Here is a 17,351-nt window from a genome sequence, read left to right as displayed (position 1 = left end):
GCGGGGGCCCACCGTGGACACCATCACCCTCACGACGGACGCCACGCTGCCGGGACGGTTCCTGCGCGGCCTGGCACGCTCCGCAGACAGCCCCGCCGTGCGGGCGGGCGACGGGACCCTGACCTACCGGGAACTGCACGAACGGGCACTGGGGCTCGCCGGTTCACTGCTCGCCGCGGTGCCCGCCGGACCCCGCGCGGTCGGCGTACTCGTCGGCAAGGGCGTCTCCGCCTACCCGACACTGCTCGCCGGCCTGTACACCGGCGTCACGACGGTGCCGCTCCAGCAGACGTTCCCCGCCGCCCGCACCCTGCGGATGATCGAGGCGAGCGGGGTGGACGCGCTCATCGCCGACGACGACTCGCTCCCCGCGCTCCTCGAACTCGCCGCCGCCGGCGCCCGCCTGCCGGCGCTCTTCCGCGCCCACACCGAACTGACGGCGGGCACCGAGGGCCTCGGCGGCACCGAGGGGCCCGGCGGCGGCGAAGGCATCGGCGGCGCGGCGATACGGCCGGTCCCGATGCCGTGGATCCCGTACCGCGCGGACGCCGCCCTGGCCGAGCCCGTGCCCGCACGGCCCCAGGACGTCGCGTACGTCCTGTTCACCTCGGGCTCCACCGGGCGACCCAAGGGAGTGCCGGTCACCCACGCCAACACCGACCACTACTTCCGGCTGCTCGACGCGCGTTACGACTTCGGGCCCGACGACGTCTTCACACAGAACTTCGACCTCAACTTCGACTGCGGCATGTTCGACCTCTTCTGCGCCTGGGGCTCCGGCGGCACACTCGTACCGCCCCCGGCCGCCGCCTACCGCGACATGCCCGCGTTCGCCGCCGGACACGGCCTGACCGTCTGGTTCTCCACACCGAGCGCCGTCGCTCTCGTCCGGCGCATGGGCGGGCTGCGCCCCGGCGCCATGGAAACGCTGCGCTGGAGCTTCTTCGCGGGCGAGGCGCTGAGCAGCCGGGACGCCGACGACTGGGCCGCCGCCGCACCCGGCTCCGTGATCGAGAACCTCTACGGGCCCACCGAGCTGACCATCACCGTCAGCGCGCACCGCTGGACACCGGGCCAGGACCGCGGGCTCAACGGCATGGTGCCGATCGGCGCCGTCCACGAGGGCCACGGCGTGCTGCTCCTGGCACCGGACGGCGAACGGGCCCCGACAGGCGGTCCGGGATTTGATTCGACCTCCGAGGAGGGCGAACTCTGCATCGCGGGGCCCCAGTTGACGGCCGGATACCTCGATCCGCAGGACGACGAGGGCCGGTTCTTCGACCGCGACGGGCACCGCTGGTACCGCACCGGCGACCGTGTCAGGCGTGACGCCGACGGTGTCCTGCACTACCTCGGCCGGGGCGACTCACAGGTCCAGGTCCACGGCGTACGGATCGAACTCGCCGAGGTCGAGGCCGCGGCGCGCGACTGCGACGGAGTCCAGGACGCGGTCGCCGTCGCCGTACCGGCCGGCGGCACGGTCGAGCTGGCCATCTTCTACACGGGCCGTCCGAGCCCACCGGCCGAACTGGCCCGGGAACTGCGCCGGACGCTGCCCGTCGCCGTCGTACCCAAGCGCTACACGCATCTCGACGCTTTCCCGCTCAACTCCAACCGGAAGACGGACCGCAGGCAACTCGCCGTCCTGGCCGCCGGCGCCCCGGCGCCGGCCGCCGCGGACACCGGGACACGCGAGGGAACCCAAGAAAGGTCGTGCGGGGCGAAGTGAACACTCAACGGGGCATCGGGGCCCGCTCGGACGTCATGGTGCACACGCTGCTCGACGAGGCCGTGGCACAGGCCGCCGACGCGTGGGCCGTACGTGACGCGGCCGGACGCTGGACCTACAGCCAACTCGACGACCACAGCCGCGCGTTCGCCGCCTGGCTGGCGGAGCGCGGAATCCGGCGGGGCGAACGGATCCTGGTCCAGGTCCCCAGCACCCGGGAACTGGTCGCGCTCTTCTACGGCGCGGCGCGCCACGGCGCCGTCCTCGTACCGGTGAACACCGGCATGAAGGACTACCACCTGAGGTCGGTGACCGAGAACTGCGAACCGGCCCTCGTCGTCGTCCCCCAGGACGCGGTGGAGCGGATCGGCGCGCTCGCCGACGCGCCGGCACTCGCGCTGGAGACCCTCTGGGACGAGGTGACCGGCCTGCGCGAGCGCGGAGCGCGCGGCGGGCCCGCCGCGCGGGAGTCCGCCGACGACATCGCCGTCCTCGTCTACACCTCCGGCAGTACGGCGGCGCCGAAGGCGGTCGTCTGCCCGCACGGCCGGATGGTCTTCGCCTCGGAGGCCATCCAGCTCGAACTGGGCTACCGGCCCGACGACGTCGTCTTCTGCCGCTTCCCCATCTCCTGGGACTACGGCCTCTACAAGATCCTGCTCGCCACCCTCGGCCGCAGCGAACTCGTCCTGGCCGACGGCGAGTCGGACCTGGTCCTGCTGGAGCGCATCCGCGAGTGCGGGGCGACGGTCGTGCCGATCGTGCCGTCCCTGGCCGCCATGATCTGCGCGCTCGCCGAGCGCGAGCCGTACACGCGCGCGGACGGCCCCTCCCGCGTCAGGATGTTCACCAACACCGGCGCCGCGCTGCCCAAGACCACGGCGGACGGACTGCGCGCCGCGTTTCCCTCGGTCGCCGTGGTGCGCCAGTTCGGGCAGACCGAGTGCAAGCGGATCTCCGTGCTGCCCCCGGAGTTCGAGGACAGCAAGGGCGGTTCCGTCGGCCGGCCGCTGCCCGGCACCCGGGTGCGCGTCCTCGGCGAGGACGGAAGTGAGCTGCCGACCGGCGTCACCGGCGAGATCGTCGTGGAAGGGCCGCACGTGATGCCCGGCTACTGGCGGGCCCCGGAGGTCACCGCACGCACCTTCCGCACCTCGCCCAGCGGTGAACCGCGCCTGCACACCGGCGACTTCGGACATCTCGACGAGGACGGATTCCTCTACTACGAGGGCCGGCGCGACGACATGTTCAAACGCAGGGGCGTGCGGATGAGCACCATCGAGATCGAGGCCGCCGCCACCGACATCCCCGGCGTACGCGCCGCCGTCGCCGTACCGCCCGACGGGGCCCGCGATCTGGCCGTCTTCGTCGAGGGGGAGATCGCGCCGCACACCGTCCTGCGCGAACTCTCCCTGCGGCTCGAACTCGCCAAGGTCCCCGCCACCTGCCAGGTCCTGGACGAGCTGCCGCTCACCCAGCACGGCAAGCACGACCGCAAGCAGCTCACCCGCCTCCTCGAAGGGACCCCGCGGTGACCGGCACCGACTTCCACGAGCTCGCCAAACACTTCGGCACCCCGAGCTACGTGTACGACCTCGATCGCGTCGCCACCGCCCGCCGCGACCTGCTCGACGCGCTCCCCGAAGAAGTCGCGCTCTACTACGCGGCGAAGGCCAACCCGCACCCCGAGATCCTGCGGGAGATGCGCGGGGACGACGGGCGGGGCTGCCGGGCCGAGATCAGCTCGACCGGCGAGCTGGACGCCGTGCTCCAGGCGGGTTTCCCCGGCTCCGACATCCTGTACACCGGCCCCGGCAAGACCGACGAGGAGCTGGCCGAGGCGCTCGCGCGAGGCGTACGCAGGTTCTCCGTCGAGTCCCTCGGCGACCTCCGGCGCGTCGGCGCGCGGGCCGACGCGCTCGGCGTCGTCGCCAAGTGTCTGCTGCGCGTGAACAGCGCCGCGGCGAGCGCGCCCACGAGCATCAGGATGACCGGTGTGCCCTCGCAGTTCGGCTTCGACAGCGAGACGCTCCCGGAGCTGCGGCACGAGGTCACGGACGTGCCCGGCACGGTCGTGGAGGGTCTGCACTTCTTCCCGCTCAGCAACGCGGGCGACGAGCCCAGCCTCATCGCGGAGTTCCGCAACACCATCGAGACCGCGGCGCACCTCCAGCGCGAACTCGGCGTACCGCTGCGCTTCCTGGACATCGGGGGCGGATTCGCCGCGCCGTACGCCGTCAGCGGCGATCGGCCCGTCTACGCGAACCTGCGCGCCGCGCTCTCCGCCGACCTGGACGAGCACTTCCCCGGCTGGCGCGAGGGCGCCCCGCGCATCGCCTGCGAGTCGGGCCGCCATCTCGTGGGCGACTGCGGGTCGTTGCTCCTGGCGGTGGTCAATCTGAAGGAGAGCCGCGGCCGGCGCTTCGCGGTACTCGACGGCGGCATCAACGTGTTCGGCGGGATGTCCGGCCTCGGCCGTATCTTCCCCGTCACCGTCGGCCCGTTGGAGGCCGACCCCGCCGCCGAGCGCACCACCAGTCTCGTCGGCCCCCTGTGCACCCCCGGCGACCTGCTCGGACGTGATCTGCGCCTGCGGGACCTCGCGCCCGGAGACCTCGTCACCATCCCCAACTCCGGTGCCTACGGGACCACCGCGAGCCTGCTGATGTTCCTCGGCAGGCCGGCACCCAAGGAGATCGTCGTACGCGGTACGGAGCTGGTCTCCGTCTCCCGGATCGAACACATACGCGGCTACGAACACGGACAGGCCCTGTGACATTGATGAGTACAACGACAGAGACCACCACCCCCTCACCCGCCGCCTCCGCCGGTGACGGTTCGACCGTCGTCGTCGCGGGCGCGATGTCCGACTCCCACACCTGGGGTCTGGTCTTCCTGCAACTGCTGCTGGAGGAGCACGGCCACCGCGTCGTCAACCTCGGCCCGTGCGTCCCCGAGGACCTGCTCATCGGCACGGTCCGTGCCGAACGCCCCGCGCTCGTCGTCATGAGCAGCGTCAACGGCCACGGCTACCGGGACGGCATGCGGGCCATCACCGGCCTGCGCGAGTGCGCCGACCTGGCGGACGTCCCCGTCGTCATCGGCGGCAAGCTCGGCATCCACGGCGAACAGAGCGCGGACGAAACGGTCGGACTGATGGCCGCCGGTTACGACGCGGTCTTCGACGACACCGCCGAGGGGATCGTCACCTTCCGGCGCATGCTCACCTCGATGCCGCAGCGGGCCGCGGTGTGAACGACGCCGGGTCCGGTGCGCACGACGCCGGGTTCGGCGCGTTCGTCCGCCGGGCCCACGGAGCGGGACGACTGGTGGTCCAGCCGCGCATGGGGATGAGCGACCCGGCCGTCATGCGGGCCGGCCTGCTGGCCACCAGACGGGCGCGCGCCACCACGGTCGGCACCCTCACCCTGGACAGCTACACCAGGGTGGGGGACCTGGAATCCGCCGAACTGGCCCTGCTCGAAGGTGTCGCGCTCAACGGCTACCCCATCGTCAGCCACGGCCTCGACACCACCCACGGCATCCTCGACGGGATACGCGACGACGACTTCCCCGTCCAGGTCCGGCACGGCTCCGCCGTCCCCGAGGACATCTTCAAGGCGCTCATGGCGGCAGGCCTCGACGCCTCGGAGGGCGGCCCCGTCTCGTACTGCCTGCCGTACGGGCGCACCCCGCTCGCCCGGTCCGTCGCCAACTGGGCCCGCTCGTCCGCGCTGTTCGCCTCCGGCCGGCGCCCCGGCCTCGAACCGCACCTGGAGACATTCGGCGGCTGCATGCTCGGCCAGCTCTGCCCGCCCAGTCTGCTGGTCGCCATCAGCGCGCTGGAGGCACGGTTCTTCTACGAATACGGGCTGCGCAGCATCTCGGTCAGCTACGCACAGCAGACCCATCGCGCCCAGGACGAGGAAGCCGTCGCCGCGCTGCGCAGGCTGTGCGCGGAATTAATTCCCGGCGCGCAGTGGCATGTCGTCGTCTACGCCTACATGGGGCTGTATCCGCAAACACCCGCCGGCACCTTCGCATTGCTCGGACAGGCGGCGGAACTGGCGGTCACCACCGGGGCGGAGCGGCTCATCGTGAAGACGGTCTCGGAATCCCTGCGCATTCCCACCATCGAGGAGAACGTCAGCGCGCTGGAACACGCCTCGGCAGTCGCCGAGGGCACCTCGCGCGGCCCGGAGCCCGCGGCCGACTCCGAGACCTACGCGGAGGCGTCCGCGCTGGTCGAAGCGGTGCTGAATCTCGGATCCGACGTCGGACAAGGGCTGTTGACGGCGTTCGGGCGCGGCTATCTCGACGTCCCGTACTGTCTTCATCCGGACAACGCGGGACTCAGCAGGAGCTATCTGGACGACGAAGGCCGGCTCCGCTGGGCGACCACCGGGAAAATGCCGCTTCCCCGGCTCGCCGGGCCGGGCACGGCGCGGGCGGTCTCGTCGACGGAACTCCTCTCCTCGCTGTCCTACATTCGCCGGACGTTCGATTCCGAACGCCCCGGTATTCGCCCGCCGACGAGCGGGTCGCCCGCTAGGGGGGCGTAAGGGGTTATGGGCTCTCTTCGCGCGTAATTACGGTTCACGTCAAACGGGTGTCGACCGATATGGACATGTGTCGATGAATGGAGATGCGTCGATGAACACGACCGGTTCGGGCTCGGCACTGTCACGGCTGCTGGCCGCCACTCCACCGTCGGAGCGCCGCAGGCTGGTCCTCGAACGGGTGAGCGCGCACGTCACCGCCGCCCTGCGGGCCGCTCGCCCCGAACTCGGCCGGATCGACACCTCCCTGCCGTTCGCGGACCTCGGCCTCGACTCGCTGGCCGCGGTCGACCTGCACCGCAGGCTGACCGCCGAGACCGGACTGCGGCTGCCCGTGACCGTCGCGTACGACTGCCCCACCGCCGAAGCACTCACCGACCGGCTGATCGCGGAAGCCCTCGGCGCCGCCCCCGGTGCGCCGGTCGCCGCCGAGCACGTCGGCGACGACGAGCCGGTCGCCGTCGTGGGCATCGGCTGCCGCTTCCCCGGCGGGGTGAACACACCCGACGACCTCTGGGAGTTGCTCGACCGGGGCGGTGAGGTGCTGTCCGCGTTCCCCGACGACCGGGGCTGGGATCTGGGCTCGCTCTTCGAGGACGACCCCGACAGGCCCGGCAGCAGCTACGCGCGTGCCGGTGGATTCCTGGACACGGCCACCGAGTTCGACGCCGACTTCTTCGGTATCAGCCCGCGCGAGGCGCTCGGCATGGATCCGCAGCAGCGGCTCGTACTGGAGACCGCCTGGCACGCACTGGAGGACGCGGGCATCGATCCGCGAACCCTGCACGGCAGTCCGACGGGCACGTTCGTCGGCGCCGAGGTCCAGGAGTACGGGCCGCGCCTGCACGACGCCCCCGACGGGCTCGACGCCTACCTGCTCACCGGCAACGCCTCCAGCGTCATCTCCGGGCGCGTCGCCTACGTCCTGGGCGCCGAAGGCCCCGCCGTCACCGTGGACACCGCCTGCTCCGCCTCCCTCGTCGCCCTGCACCTCGCCTGTCAGTCGCTCGCCCGCGGTGAGTCCACGCTCGCGCTCGCGGGCGGCGTGGCCGTGATGGGCGGGCCGGGCGTGTTCACCGCGTTCAGCCGGCAGCGCGGGCTCGCCCCCGACGGGCGCTGCAAGGCGTTCGCCGCCGGCGCCGACGGCACCGGCTTCGCCGAGGGCGTGGGCATACTCGTCCTGGAACGGCTCTCCGACGCCCGCCGCAACGGCCACCGGGTGCTCGCCGTCGTCCGGGGATCCGCCGTCAACCAGGACGGCGCCTCGAACGGACTGACCGCGCCCAGCGGCGCCTCCCAGCAGCGGCTCATCCGGCAGGCGCTCGCCAACGCCGGCCTGACACCCGCCGATGTCGACGTCGTCGACGCCCACGGCACCGGAACCAGGCTCGGCGACCCCATCGAGGCCGACGCGATCCTCGCCACCTACGGCCAGGACCGTCCCGACGACGCGCCGTTGCTGCTCGGTTCCGTGAAGTCCAACCTCGGGCACACCCAGGGCGCGGCGGGCGTGGCAGGGGTCATCAAGATGATCCTGAGCATGCGGCACGGCCGGGTGCCCCGGACCCTGCACATCGACGAGCCGACGCCGCACGTCGACTGGACCGGCGGCGCCGTCGAACTCGTCACCGAGGCGCTGCCGTGGCCCGCCGCCGAAGGCCGGCCCCGGCGGGCGGGTGTCTCGTCGTTCGGCGTCAGCGGCACCAACGCCCACCTCGTCCTGGAGGCCCCCGGGGCCCCCGATGCCTCGCACGCCACCGAGGACACCGTGGCGGCCGGCACCGGAGCGACGGACGGCGGACCGGGTGCCGACGTGCCCGCCGTGCTGCCGTTCGTGCTGTCCGGCCGGGGCGAGGAGGCGCTGCGCGCCCGCGCCGCCGACCTCCTCCCCCTGGTCGACCACGCCGCGCCCGCCGACCTGCCCGACCTCGCCTTCTCCCTCGCCACCACCCGCACCGCCCTCGACGAGCGGGCCGTCGTCGTCACCGACGACCGGGAGGAACTGCGCACGGCGCTGGCGGCGCTCGCCGAGGGCAGCACCCCCGTGAGCACGGCCGTCGCCGGGAAACTCGCGTTCCTCTTCACCGGCCAGGGCAGTCAGCGTCTCGCCATGGGCGCCGAACTCGCCTCCGCCTACCCGGTGTTCGCCGACGCGCTGGACGACGCCTGCGCCTACCTCGACATGCACCTCGACCGGCCGCTCGGCGACGTACTGTTCGCCGATCCCGCCGACGAGGACGACGCGGCCCTGCTGCACCGCACCGATTACGCGCAGCCCGCCCTCTTCGCCGTCGAGACCGCCCTCTATCGGCTGGTGGAGAGCTGGGGGCTGACCCCCGACTATCTGGCGGGCCACTCCATCGGCGAGATCACCGCCGCCCATGTCGCGGGCGTCCTCTCCCTGGAGGACGCGGCGATCCTCGTCGCCACGCGCGGTCGGCTCATGCGGGAGCTGCCCGCCGGGGGAGCCATGGTCGCGGTGCGCGCGACGGCCGACGAGGTCGAGCCACTGCTCACCGCGCGAACCGGCGTCGCGGCCGTCAACGGGCCCGACGCGGTCGTGGTGTCGGGCGCCGAGGACGAAGTGCTCGCCCTGGCCGGTCGGTTGGCGCAGCGGGGCAGGAACACCAAGCGCCTCAGGGTCTCCCACGCTTTCCACTCGCCGCTGATGGAACCGATGCTGGAGGAGTTCCGCCGCGTCACCAAGACGCTGAAGTACACCTCGCCCGCCATCCCGGTCGTGTCCACCGTGACGGGCCGCCTCGCGGGCGAGGAGATCCTCGACCCCGAGTACTGGGTCGACCACGTCCGCGCCCAGGTCCGCTTCCACGACGCCGTCGGGGCCCTGGAGGACTCCGGCGTCCTCACGTTCCTCGAACTCGGGCCCGACGCCGTCCTCAGCGTCATGGGCCAGGACTGCGCGCGCCACGAGGACGCCGCCTTCGCACCGCTCCTGCGCCGCGAGCGGCCCGAAGTGCCGGAGGCGGTCGGCGCGCTGGCGTTCGCGTACCGCCGGGGGGTCCCCGTGGACTGGCGGCGCTTCCACGCCGGCAACCGGGCCCGGCGTATCGCGCTGCCGACGTACCCCTTCCGCCGCAGGCGCTTCTGGCTCGAACAGGGCGCGGGCACCGTGGACGCCGCCGGACTCGGCCAACTGCCCGCCGATCACCCGCTGCTGGGCGCGGTCGTCGCGGTCGGGGCCGAGGGTGTGGTGCTCACCGGACGGCTCTCCACCCGTACACAGCCGTGGCTCGCCGGCCACGTCGTCGACGGGCGCGTCCTCTTCCCCGGCACCGCGTTCGTGGAGCTGGCGCTGCGCGCCGCCGGCCACGTCGGGGCCGCGTCCGTCGAGGAGCTGACACTCGGCGCGCCGCTCGTCCTGTCGCCGGAGGGGACCGGCGTGGCCGTGCAGGTGGCGGTGGGCGAGCAGGACGCGAGCGGCCGGCTGCCGCTGACGATCCACTCGCGCCCCGAGAACGACACGGCCGAGCCCGGCTCCTGGACCCAGCACGCCGCGGGCGTCCTCGCCACGGCCCCGGCGCCGCGCCCCGCCGGACTGGAGTCCTGGCCGCCGCCCGGCGCCGAACCCGTCGACGTGAGCGGCCTGTACGGGACACTGGCCGGCCAGGGGTACGCGTACGGTGCCGCGTTCCAGGGCGTCACGGCCGCCTGGCGGCTCGGTGACGAGGTGTACGCGGAGGTAGCCCTGCCGTCCGGAACCGCCGACCCGGCGGGCTTCGGCCTGCACCCGGCACTGCTCGACGCCGCCCTCCACGCGTCCGACCCGGACACCTACGGCGCGGGCCCCCACGGCTCGGAGACGCCCGGCCGCGGCGGCGACGTCCTCGTGCCGTTCGCCTGGACGGGCGTCACGCTCCACGCGTCGGGCGCCGCCGCATTGCGCGTACGCCTCACCCGCACCGGCGACGACTCCCTCGCCCTGCTGCTCGCCGACGGCGCGGGCGCACCGGTCGCCGAGATCGCCGGCCTGGTCTCGCGCCCCGTGCCGGGCGCCGACACGATGTACACACTGCGAAGGCTCCCGGTCCCGGTCCCCGCGGGCGCTGATGACGACCACCTCGTCGAACTGGACGCCCCACACGCGGAGTTGGGGGACAGTGCGCCGTCCGCCGTCGTGTTCCGCGTCCCGCTCGCCGACGAGGACCCCCTCGCGGGCGCCCGCGCCGCGACCGCCCGCACCCTGCGGGTGCTCCAGGCCTGGCTCACCGACGACCGGTTCGGCGCCGCACCTCTCGCCGTCGTCACCCCGGCGTCCCTCGCACACGCCCCGATCGAGGGTCTGGTGCGCTCGGCCCAGGCCGAGAACCCCGGCCGTTTCGTGCTCGTACGGCACGAGGGCGAGCTGCCCGACGCCCTGCTCAGGTCCGCCCTGGCCACCGGGGAGCCGGAAGTACTCGTCTCGGAAGCCGAGTTGACCGTCCCCCGGCTGGCCGCGCTGCCGGCGGGCACCGAGGCGCCGCCGGTCTGGGGCCGCGTCCTGATCACCGGTGGCACCGGCGGGCTGGGCGGGCTGCTGGCCCGTCACCTCGTCACCCGGCACGGCGTACGCGACCTCGTCCTCGTCGGCCGGCGCGGCAGCGCGCCCGAACTGGCCGCGGAACTCACCGGATCGGGAGCCACCGTCACCGTCGTCGGCTGCGATGTCGGCGACCGCGCGGCCCTCGCCGGACTGCTGGACCGGCATCCCGTCGACTCCGTCGTCCACGCGGCCGGCATCGTCCACGACGGTGTGATCGGCACCCTCACCGACGAGCTGGTGGACGAGGTCTTCCGCGCCAAGGCCGACGGGGCGTGGCACCTGCACGAACTCACCCGCGACCGGCCGCTGTCCGCGTTCGTGCTCTTCTCCTCACTGGCCGCCGTCCTGGACGGCGCGGGCCAGGGCAACTACGCCGCCGCCAACTCCTTCGTCGACGCGCTCGCCGAACACCGCGCCGCCCTGGGCCTGCCCGCCACCGCCCTGTCCTGGGGCCTGTGGGCCACCGACACCGGCATGGGCGCCGCACTCGACGCCACGGCCCTGGAGCGCATCGCCGGCCACGGCCTGCCCGGACTGAGCGCCACCAGGTCCCTCGAACTCTTCGACGCCGCCGTACGGACCGGCGAGGCACGCGTCGTGCCCGTCGAGGTCGACGCGGCGGCCGTCCGCGGCCGCGCGGGCGGCGTACCGCCCCTGCTCAGCGGGATCGTCCGGCCGGCGCCCCGGCGTACCGCCCCGGTCGCCGCGCCGGCCACGCACGGCGCCCCCGCCACCGCGTCGCTCCCGCCCCAGGAGCGCGACCGCGCCCTGCTGGAGCTGGTGCGGACCGAGGTCGCCGCCGTCCTGCGCCACGACGGCGCCGCCGCCGTCCCGCCGGGCCGCGCCTTCACCGAACTCGGCTTCGACTCCCTCGCCGCCGTCGAACTGCGCAACCGGCTCAACACCGCCACCGGGCTCCGCCTGCCGTCCACCCTGGTCTTCGACCACCCCAGCCCGAAGGCACTCGCCGCCCATCTCCGCGAGGCGCTGTACGGCGCCGAGGACGACACTGCCGCCGCGCCCGCCGCCGGAGCCACCGCGGCGGCGCGGCCGGACGAGCCGATCGCGATCGTCGGCATGAGCTGCCGCTTCCCCGGCGGCGTACGGTCCCCGGAGGAGCTGTGGCGCCTGGTCGCCGAGGGGACGGACGCGATCGGTGACTTCCCCGCCGACCGGGGCTGGGACGCCGAGGCACTGTACGACCCCGAGCCCGGCAAGCCCGGCAGGACGTACGCCCGCGAGGGCGGATTCCTCTACGACGCGGCCGAGTTCGACGCGGACTTCTTCGGCATCAGCCCCCGCGAGGCCGCGGCGATGGACCCGCAGCAGCGGCTGCTGCTCGAAGTGTCCTGGGAGGCGTGCGAGCGCGCGGGCATCGACCCCGACACCCTTCGCTCCACCGACACCGGGGTCTTCGCCGGGGTGATGTACCACGACTACGCGAGCCGGCTCACCGACGTGCCCGACGACGTGGCCGCGTACCTCGGCAACGGCAGCCTGGGCAGCGTCGTCTCGGGCCGGGTCGCCTACGCGCTCGGGCTCGAAGGGCCCGCGCTCACCGTCGACACCGCCTGCTCCTCCTCGCTGGTGACCCTGCACCTGGCGGCGCAGGCGCTGCGCGGCGGCGAGTGCTCCCTCGCGCTGGTCGGGGGCGTCACCGTGATGTCCACCCCCGACACGTTCGTGGACTTCAGCAGGCAGCGGGGCCTCGCGAGCGACGGACGGTGCAAGTCCTTCGCCACGGCCGCCGACGGCACCGGCTGGGGCGAGGGCGTCGGCATGCTGGTGATGGAGCGACTCTCCGACGCCCGCCGCAACGGCCACCGTGTACTCGCGCTGGTCAGCGGCTCCGCCGTCAACTCCGACGGCGCGTCCAACGGCCTCACCGCCCCCAACGGCCCCTCCCAGCAGCGCGTCATCCGCGCCGCGCTCGAAGCGGGCGGACTGCGGCCCGGCGACGTCGACGCGGTCGAGGGCCACGGCACGGGCACCACCCTCGGCGACCCCATCGAGGCGCAGGCCCTGCTCGCCACGTACGGCCGGGACCGGCCGGCCGACCGGCCGCTGTGGCTCGGCTCGATCAAGTCGAACATCGGACACACCCAGGCCGCGGCCGGAGTGGCCGGAGTCATCAAGATGATCATGGCGATGCGGCACCGTACCCTCCCGCGCACCCTGCACGTCGACGCCCCGTCCGACCAGGTCGACTGGGAGTCGGGAGCGGTCCGGCTGCTCACCGAGGACCAGGCCTGGGACAGGCCCGAGGGACCGCTGCGCGCGGGCATCTCGTCGTTCGGCATCAGCGGGACGAACGCCCACGTGATCATCGAGCAGCCCGGCGCCGAGCCGGAGCCCGAGGCCGGGGAACCGGCCCACCCGGACCTCGTACCCCTGGCTGTCCCGGTGCCCGTCTCCGCACGCTCCGCCGACGCGCTGCGCGGCCAGGCCACCGCCCTGCGGTCCGTCGACGCCGACCCGGCCGACCTCGGCCCCGCCCTCGCCACCACACGAGCCACCCACCCGCACCGCGCCGTACTCCTCGCCGCCGACCGGACCGAGACCGCCGCCGCGCTCGACGCGCTCGCCGGGGGAGCCGGCCACGACGGGCTCGTCACCGGAACCGTCACCGAGGGCGGCACCGCTTTCCTCTTCTCCGGCCAAGGCGCCCAGCGTCCCGCCATGGGGCGCGCCTGGTACGACAACTGGCCCGTGTACGCCGCCCACTTCGACGCGGCGGCGGCCCTTCTCGACCGGGACCTCGAACACCCCCTGGCCGACGTGGTGTTCGGCGCCCGCCCCGACCTGCTGGAGCGGACCGCGTACACCCAGGCCGCCCTCTTCGCGACCCAGGTGGCGCTCTACCGCCTGCTGGAGTCCTGGGGGCTGCGCCCCGACGCGCTCGCCGGTCACTCCGTGGGCGAGTTCGCCGCCGCGCATGTCGCGGGAGTCTGGTCGCTGGAGGCCGCCGCCACGGCCGTCGGCGCCCGTGGCCGGCTCATGCAGGCGCTGCCCGAGGGCGGCGCGATGGTCGCCGTCCGGGCCACGGAGGAGGAGGTACGGCCCCTGCTCGACGGCCGCACGAGCATCGCCGCCGTCAACGGCCCCCGCGCCGTGGTGGTCTCCGGCGACGAGGACGCGGTCCTGGACATCACCGCCCGCCTGGACTCGCCCAAGCGGCTGCGGGTGTCCCATGCCTTCCACTCGCCGCGCATGGACGCCATGCTCGACGACTTCCGCGCCGTCGTCGCGGCCCTGCCGACCGCCGAGCCGCACATCCCACTGGTGTCCACGCTGACCGGCCGCACCGCGACCGCCGACGAACTCCGCTCCGCCGACTACTGGGTCCGGCACATCAGGGAGACGGTCCGCTTCGCCGACGCCGTCGCCGCACTCCACGACCAGGGCGTCGACACCTTCCTCGAACTCGGCCCCGCCGCCGTCCTCACGGCCCTCGGCCCCGACTGCCTCCCCGAGACGGCGGTGACCTCCTTCGTCCCCGTCGCCCGCAAGGACCGCGATCCGCTGCGGGAGTTGCTCGCCGCGGTGTCCTCGGTCCACACCCGCGGGGCGCACGTCGACTGGCCCGCCCTGTACGGGGACCACCGGTCCCGGCCCGTCGAACTGCCCACCTACGCGTTCGCGCACCGCCGCTTCTGGCTCGACGCCCCGGCGGCCAGGGGCGACGCGGACGGCTTCGGGCTGACCCCCGTCGACCACCCGCTGATCGGCGCGGTGATCCGGCGGGCCGGCTCCGACGACGTCCTGCTGACCGGCCGGATCTCCACCGTCACCCACCCCGTGCTCGCCGAGCACGCCGTACTCGGCACGACCCTGCTGCCCGGCACGGCCCTGGTCGACCTCGCCATCCGGGCGGGCGACCTCGTCGGTCTGCCGGTGCTCGAAGAACTCACCCTCCAGGCGCCGTTGGTACTGCCCGGAGCGGGAGCCGTGAAGCTCCAGGTCGCGGCCGGCGCCGACGGAACCGTACAGATCTTCTCCCGCGCCGAGAGCGAGGGCGAGGACGCCGACTGGACCCGTCACGCCACCGGGACCCTGACCCGCCGGACCACCCCCGCCGAGCCGGTGGGCTCCTGGCCGCCCCCCGGCGCCACCGCCGTCGACGTGGACACGCTGTACGAACGCATGGGAGCCGACGGCTACGACTACGGCCCCGTCTTCCGCGGTGTCGGCGCGGCATGGCGCAGGGGCGAGGAGGTCTACGCCGAACTCGCGCTGCCCGCCGATGCCCGGCCGGACGCCGCGCGCTTCGGGATCCACCCCGCGCTGCTGGACGCCGCGCTGCACGTCTCGTCGCTCCTTGACGACGAAGACCGGACCCGCGGCGAAGGCGACGGCGGTGAAGGGGACGGCGTGCACCTGCCGTTCGCGTGGAGCGGTGTCACGCTGCACGCGGCCGGAGCGTCGGCCGCGCGGGTCAGGCTGGTGCGGACCGGGAAGAAGGAGCTGCGGCTCGACCTCGCCGACGCCGACGGGGTCCCCCTGGTGTCCGTCGCGTCCTACCTCACCCGCCCGGTCGCCGTCGCCGCGCTCACCGGTGACACCGACTCCCTGTACACCGTCGTGCCGGTACCCCTGCCCCCGCACACCGGGACACGCACCGCGCTCGGCTACGCCGTACTCGGCGGCGGCGACGACCTCGGCCTCGGCGCCGCCGTCGCCGCCACACCTGACGGACTCGACGAGCCCGCCGACGTCGTCGTCCTGCCCGTACCCGAGACGCACGGCGTGCCGAGCGACGTCCCGGCCGCGCTGCGTACGGCGCTGGACGCGGTGCTCCCCGTGCTCAAACAGTGGCCGCGCGACGCCCGGCACGCCGACTCCACCCTGGTCGTCGCGACCGGACCCGGGCTCGTGGGCGCCACCGTGCGTGGTCTCGTACGCGCCGCCCAGGCCGAGGACCCCGGCCGCACGGTACTGGTGCGCATCGACGAGGGCGGTCTCACCCGGTCCAGGATCGCCGCGGTGCTCGACAGCGGAGAGCCCGAACTGATCCTGCACGGCACGGAGTTGAGCGCACCCCGGCTGACCAGGGCCCGGCCGGCGGCCACCGCGGCGGAGACGAGGGACTGGGGCACCGTGCTGATCACCGGCGGGACCGGCGGTCTCGGCGCGCTCGTCGCCCGGCATCTGGTCGCCCGGCACGGCGTCACCCGCCTCGTCCTGGCGAGCCGGCGCGGCAACGACGCCCCAGGCACCGCGCGACTCGTCGCGGAGCTGGCCGAACTGGGCGCCCGCACGCGGGTGGTGAGCTGCGACGTGGGTGACCGGGCGGCGCTCGCCCGGCTGCTCTCGCGCCACCGCGTCGACAGCGTCGTGCACACGGCGGGTGTCCTCGACGACGGCACCGTCGCCACGCTCACCCCCGAGCGCGTCGACACGGTGCTCCGGCCCAAGGCGGACGCCGCCTGGCATCTGCACGAGCTGACGAAGTCCCAGGACCTCGCGCACTTCGTCCTGTTCTCCTCGGCGGCCGGCTCCCTGGACGCGAGCGGCCAGGGCAACTACGCCGCCGCCAACGCCTTCCTCGACGCCCTTGCCGAGCACCGCGGGGACTCGGGACTGCCCGCACTCTCCCTCGCCTGGGGCCTGTGGGCCGAAGGCGGCGGCATGGGCGCGCGGCTCGCCGACGCGGACCTGCGACGCATCGAGCGCGCCGGTACGGGCGCCCTGACGGCGGACGAGGGACTGGCTCTCTTCGACGCGGCCGTGGCATCGGGGCTGACCACGCTCGTACCCGTCCACCTGGACACCGCCGCGCTGCGCCGGCGCGGCGACGACCTGCCCGCGGTCCTGCGCGGTCTCGTGCCCACCGCCGCGCGCCGCGAGGTGCGGCGGACCACGGCGGTCACCCTCGCCGAACGGCTCGCCACGATCCCGGCGCCCGACCACCCGTTCACCGTGCTCGAAGCGGTCAGGACGGAGGTCGCCGCCGTACTCGGCCACGACGGGGCCGGGTCGGTCGAGCCCCGCAAGGCGTTCACCGACCTCGGATTCGACTCCCTGGCCGCCGTGGAACTGCGCAACCGGCTCAACACCGTCAGCGGCCTGCGGCTGCCCTCCACGATGATCTTCGACCACGCCACCCCGGCGGCGCTGGCCGAGTTCCTGCTGGCCACGATCGCCCCCGAGCGCGAACGCGCCTCCGCCGACGGTGAGTCGGGGGACCAGGACGAGGGCACCGTCCGCGATCTGCTGGCCCGGATCCCGGTGGACCGGCTGCGGCACGCCGGGCTGCTCGACACGCTGATGGCGTGGGGGCGCGACGCCGGCTCGCCGGACGCCGCCCCGGGCACACCGCCGGTACCGGCGGCGCAGACGGCCGACCGGAGCGACGAGATCAAGGACATGGCAGTCGCCGATCTCGTACGCGCCGCACTCGACCGCGGCGCCTCCGGCTGACCGCGCCGCACACCGTACGACCTCTCCACAACACGCCGTACGACCCCTCCGCCGCACGACCCCACGCCACACGACCCGCGGCCGCGCGACACAGGCACGGTCG

Annotated in this window: 6 protein-coding genes; all 6 read left to right on the top strand. The window is 74.0% G+C overall.

Annotated elements, in window-relative coordinates; translation table 11 throughout:
* Positions 1-22: 22 nt before the first annotated feature.
* The 6 genes from SSPS47_RS01085 to SSPS47_RS01060 all read left to right on the top strand — a co-directional run bounded on the left by SSPS47_RS01085 (position 23) and on the right by SSPS47_RS01060 (position 17,248).
* Positions 23-1,729 (top strand): AMP-binding protein, encoded by a 1,707-nt coding sequence (locus SSPS47_RS01085; protein ID WP_164254325.1) that lies wholly within the window; start codon positions 23-25, stop codon positions 1,727-1,729.
* Positions 1,730-1,764: 35 nt separating this feature from the next.
* The gene (locus tag SSPS47_RS01080) at positions 1,765-3,264 is read left to right on the top strand and encodes an AMP-binding protein (RefSeq protein ID WP_164254324.1); all 1,500 of its coding nucleotides are present in this window, start codon (positions 1,765-1,767) and stop codon (positions 3,262-3,264) included.
* Positions 3,261-4,505, top strand: a complete 1,245-nt coding sequence (locus SSPS47_RS01075) for a type III PLP-dependent enzyme (RefSeq protein ID WP_164247779.1) — start codon at positions 3,261-3,263, stop codon at positions 4,503-4,505. The genes SSPS47_RS01080 and SSPS47_RS01075 overlap by 4 nt, the downstream gene beginning before the upstream one ends.
* Before the next feature lie 5 nt (positions 4,506-4,510).
* Positions 4,511-4,984: a cobalamin-dependent protein gene (locus tag SSPS47_RS01070; RefSeq protein WP_164247776.1), complete on the top strand. Its 474-nt coding sequence runs from the start codon at positions 4,511-4,513 to the stop codon at positions 4,982-4,984.
* Positions 4,981-6,291, top strand: coding sequence for a methylaspartate mutase (locus SSPS47_RS01065; protein ID WP_164247773.1), 1,311 nt, complete (start codon positions 4,981-4,983; stop codon positions 6,289-6,291). Before SSPS47_RS01070 ends, SSPS47_RS01065 begins: the two co-directional genes overlap by 4 nt.
* Positions 6,292-6,382: 91 nt before the next feature.
* Positions 6,383-17,248: a type I polyketide synthase gene (locus SSPS47_RS01060; protein ID WP_164247770.1), complete on the top strand. Its 10,866-nt coding sequence runs from the start codon at positions 6,383-6,385 to the stop codon at positions 17,246-17,248.
* The last annotated feature ends 103 nt before the right edge of the window (positions 17,249-17,351 follow it).

Source organism: Streptomyces sp. S4.7 (genome assembly GCF_010384365.1).
Classification (GTDB): Bacteria; Actinomycetota; Actinomycetes; order Streptomycetales; family Streptomycetaceae; genus Streptomyces.
The sequence above is the reverse complement of the archived record's forward strand: the minus strand, read 5'-3'. Positions and strand labels throughout refer to the sequence as shown.

What these genes read in the sequence shown, in the direction of transcription:
- SSPS47_RS01060 (WP_164247770.1), top strand. Translation starts at nt 6,383, where the DNA reads ATGAACACGACCGGTTCGGGCTCGGCACTGTCACGGCTGCTGGCCGCC.
- SSPS47_RS01080 (WP_164254324.1), top strand. Translation starts at nt 1,765, where the DNA reads ATGGTGCACACGCTGCTCGACGAGGCCGTGGCACAGGCCGCCGACGCG.
- SSPS47_RS01070 (WP_164247776.1), top strand. Translation starts at nt 4,511, where the DNA reads ATGAGTACAACGACAGAGACCACCACCCCCTCACCCGCCGCCTCCGCC.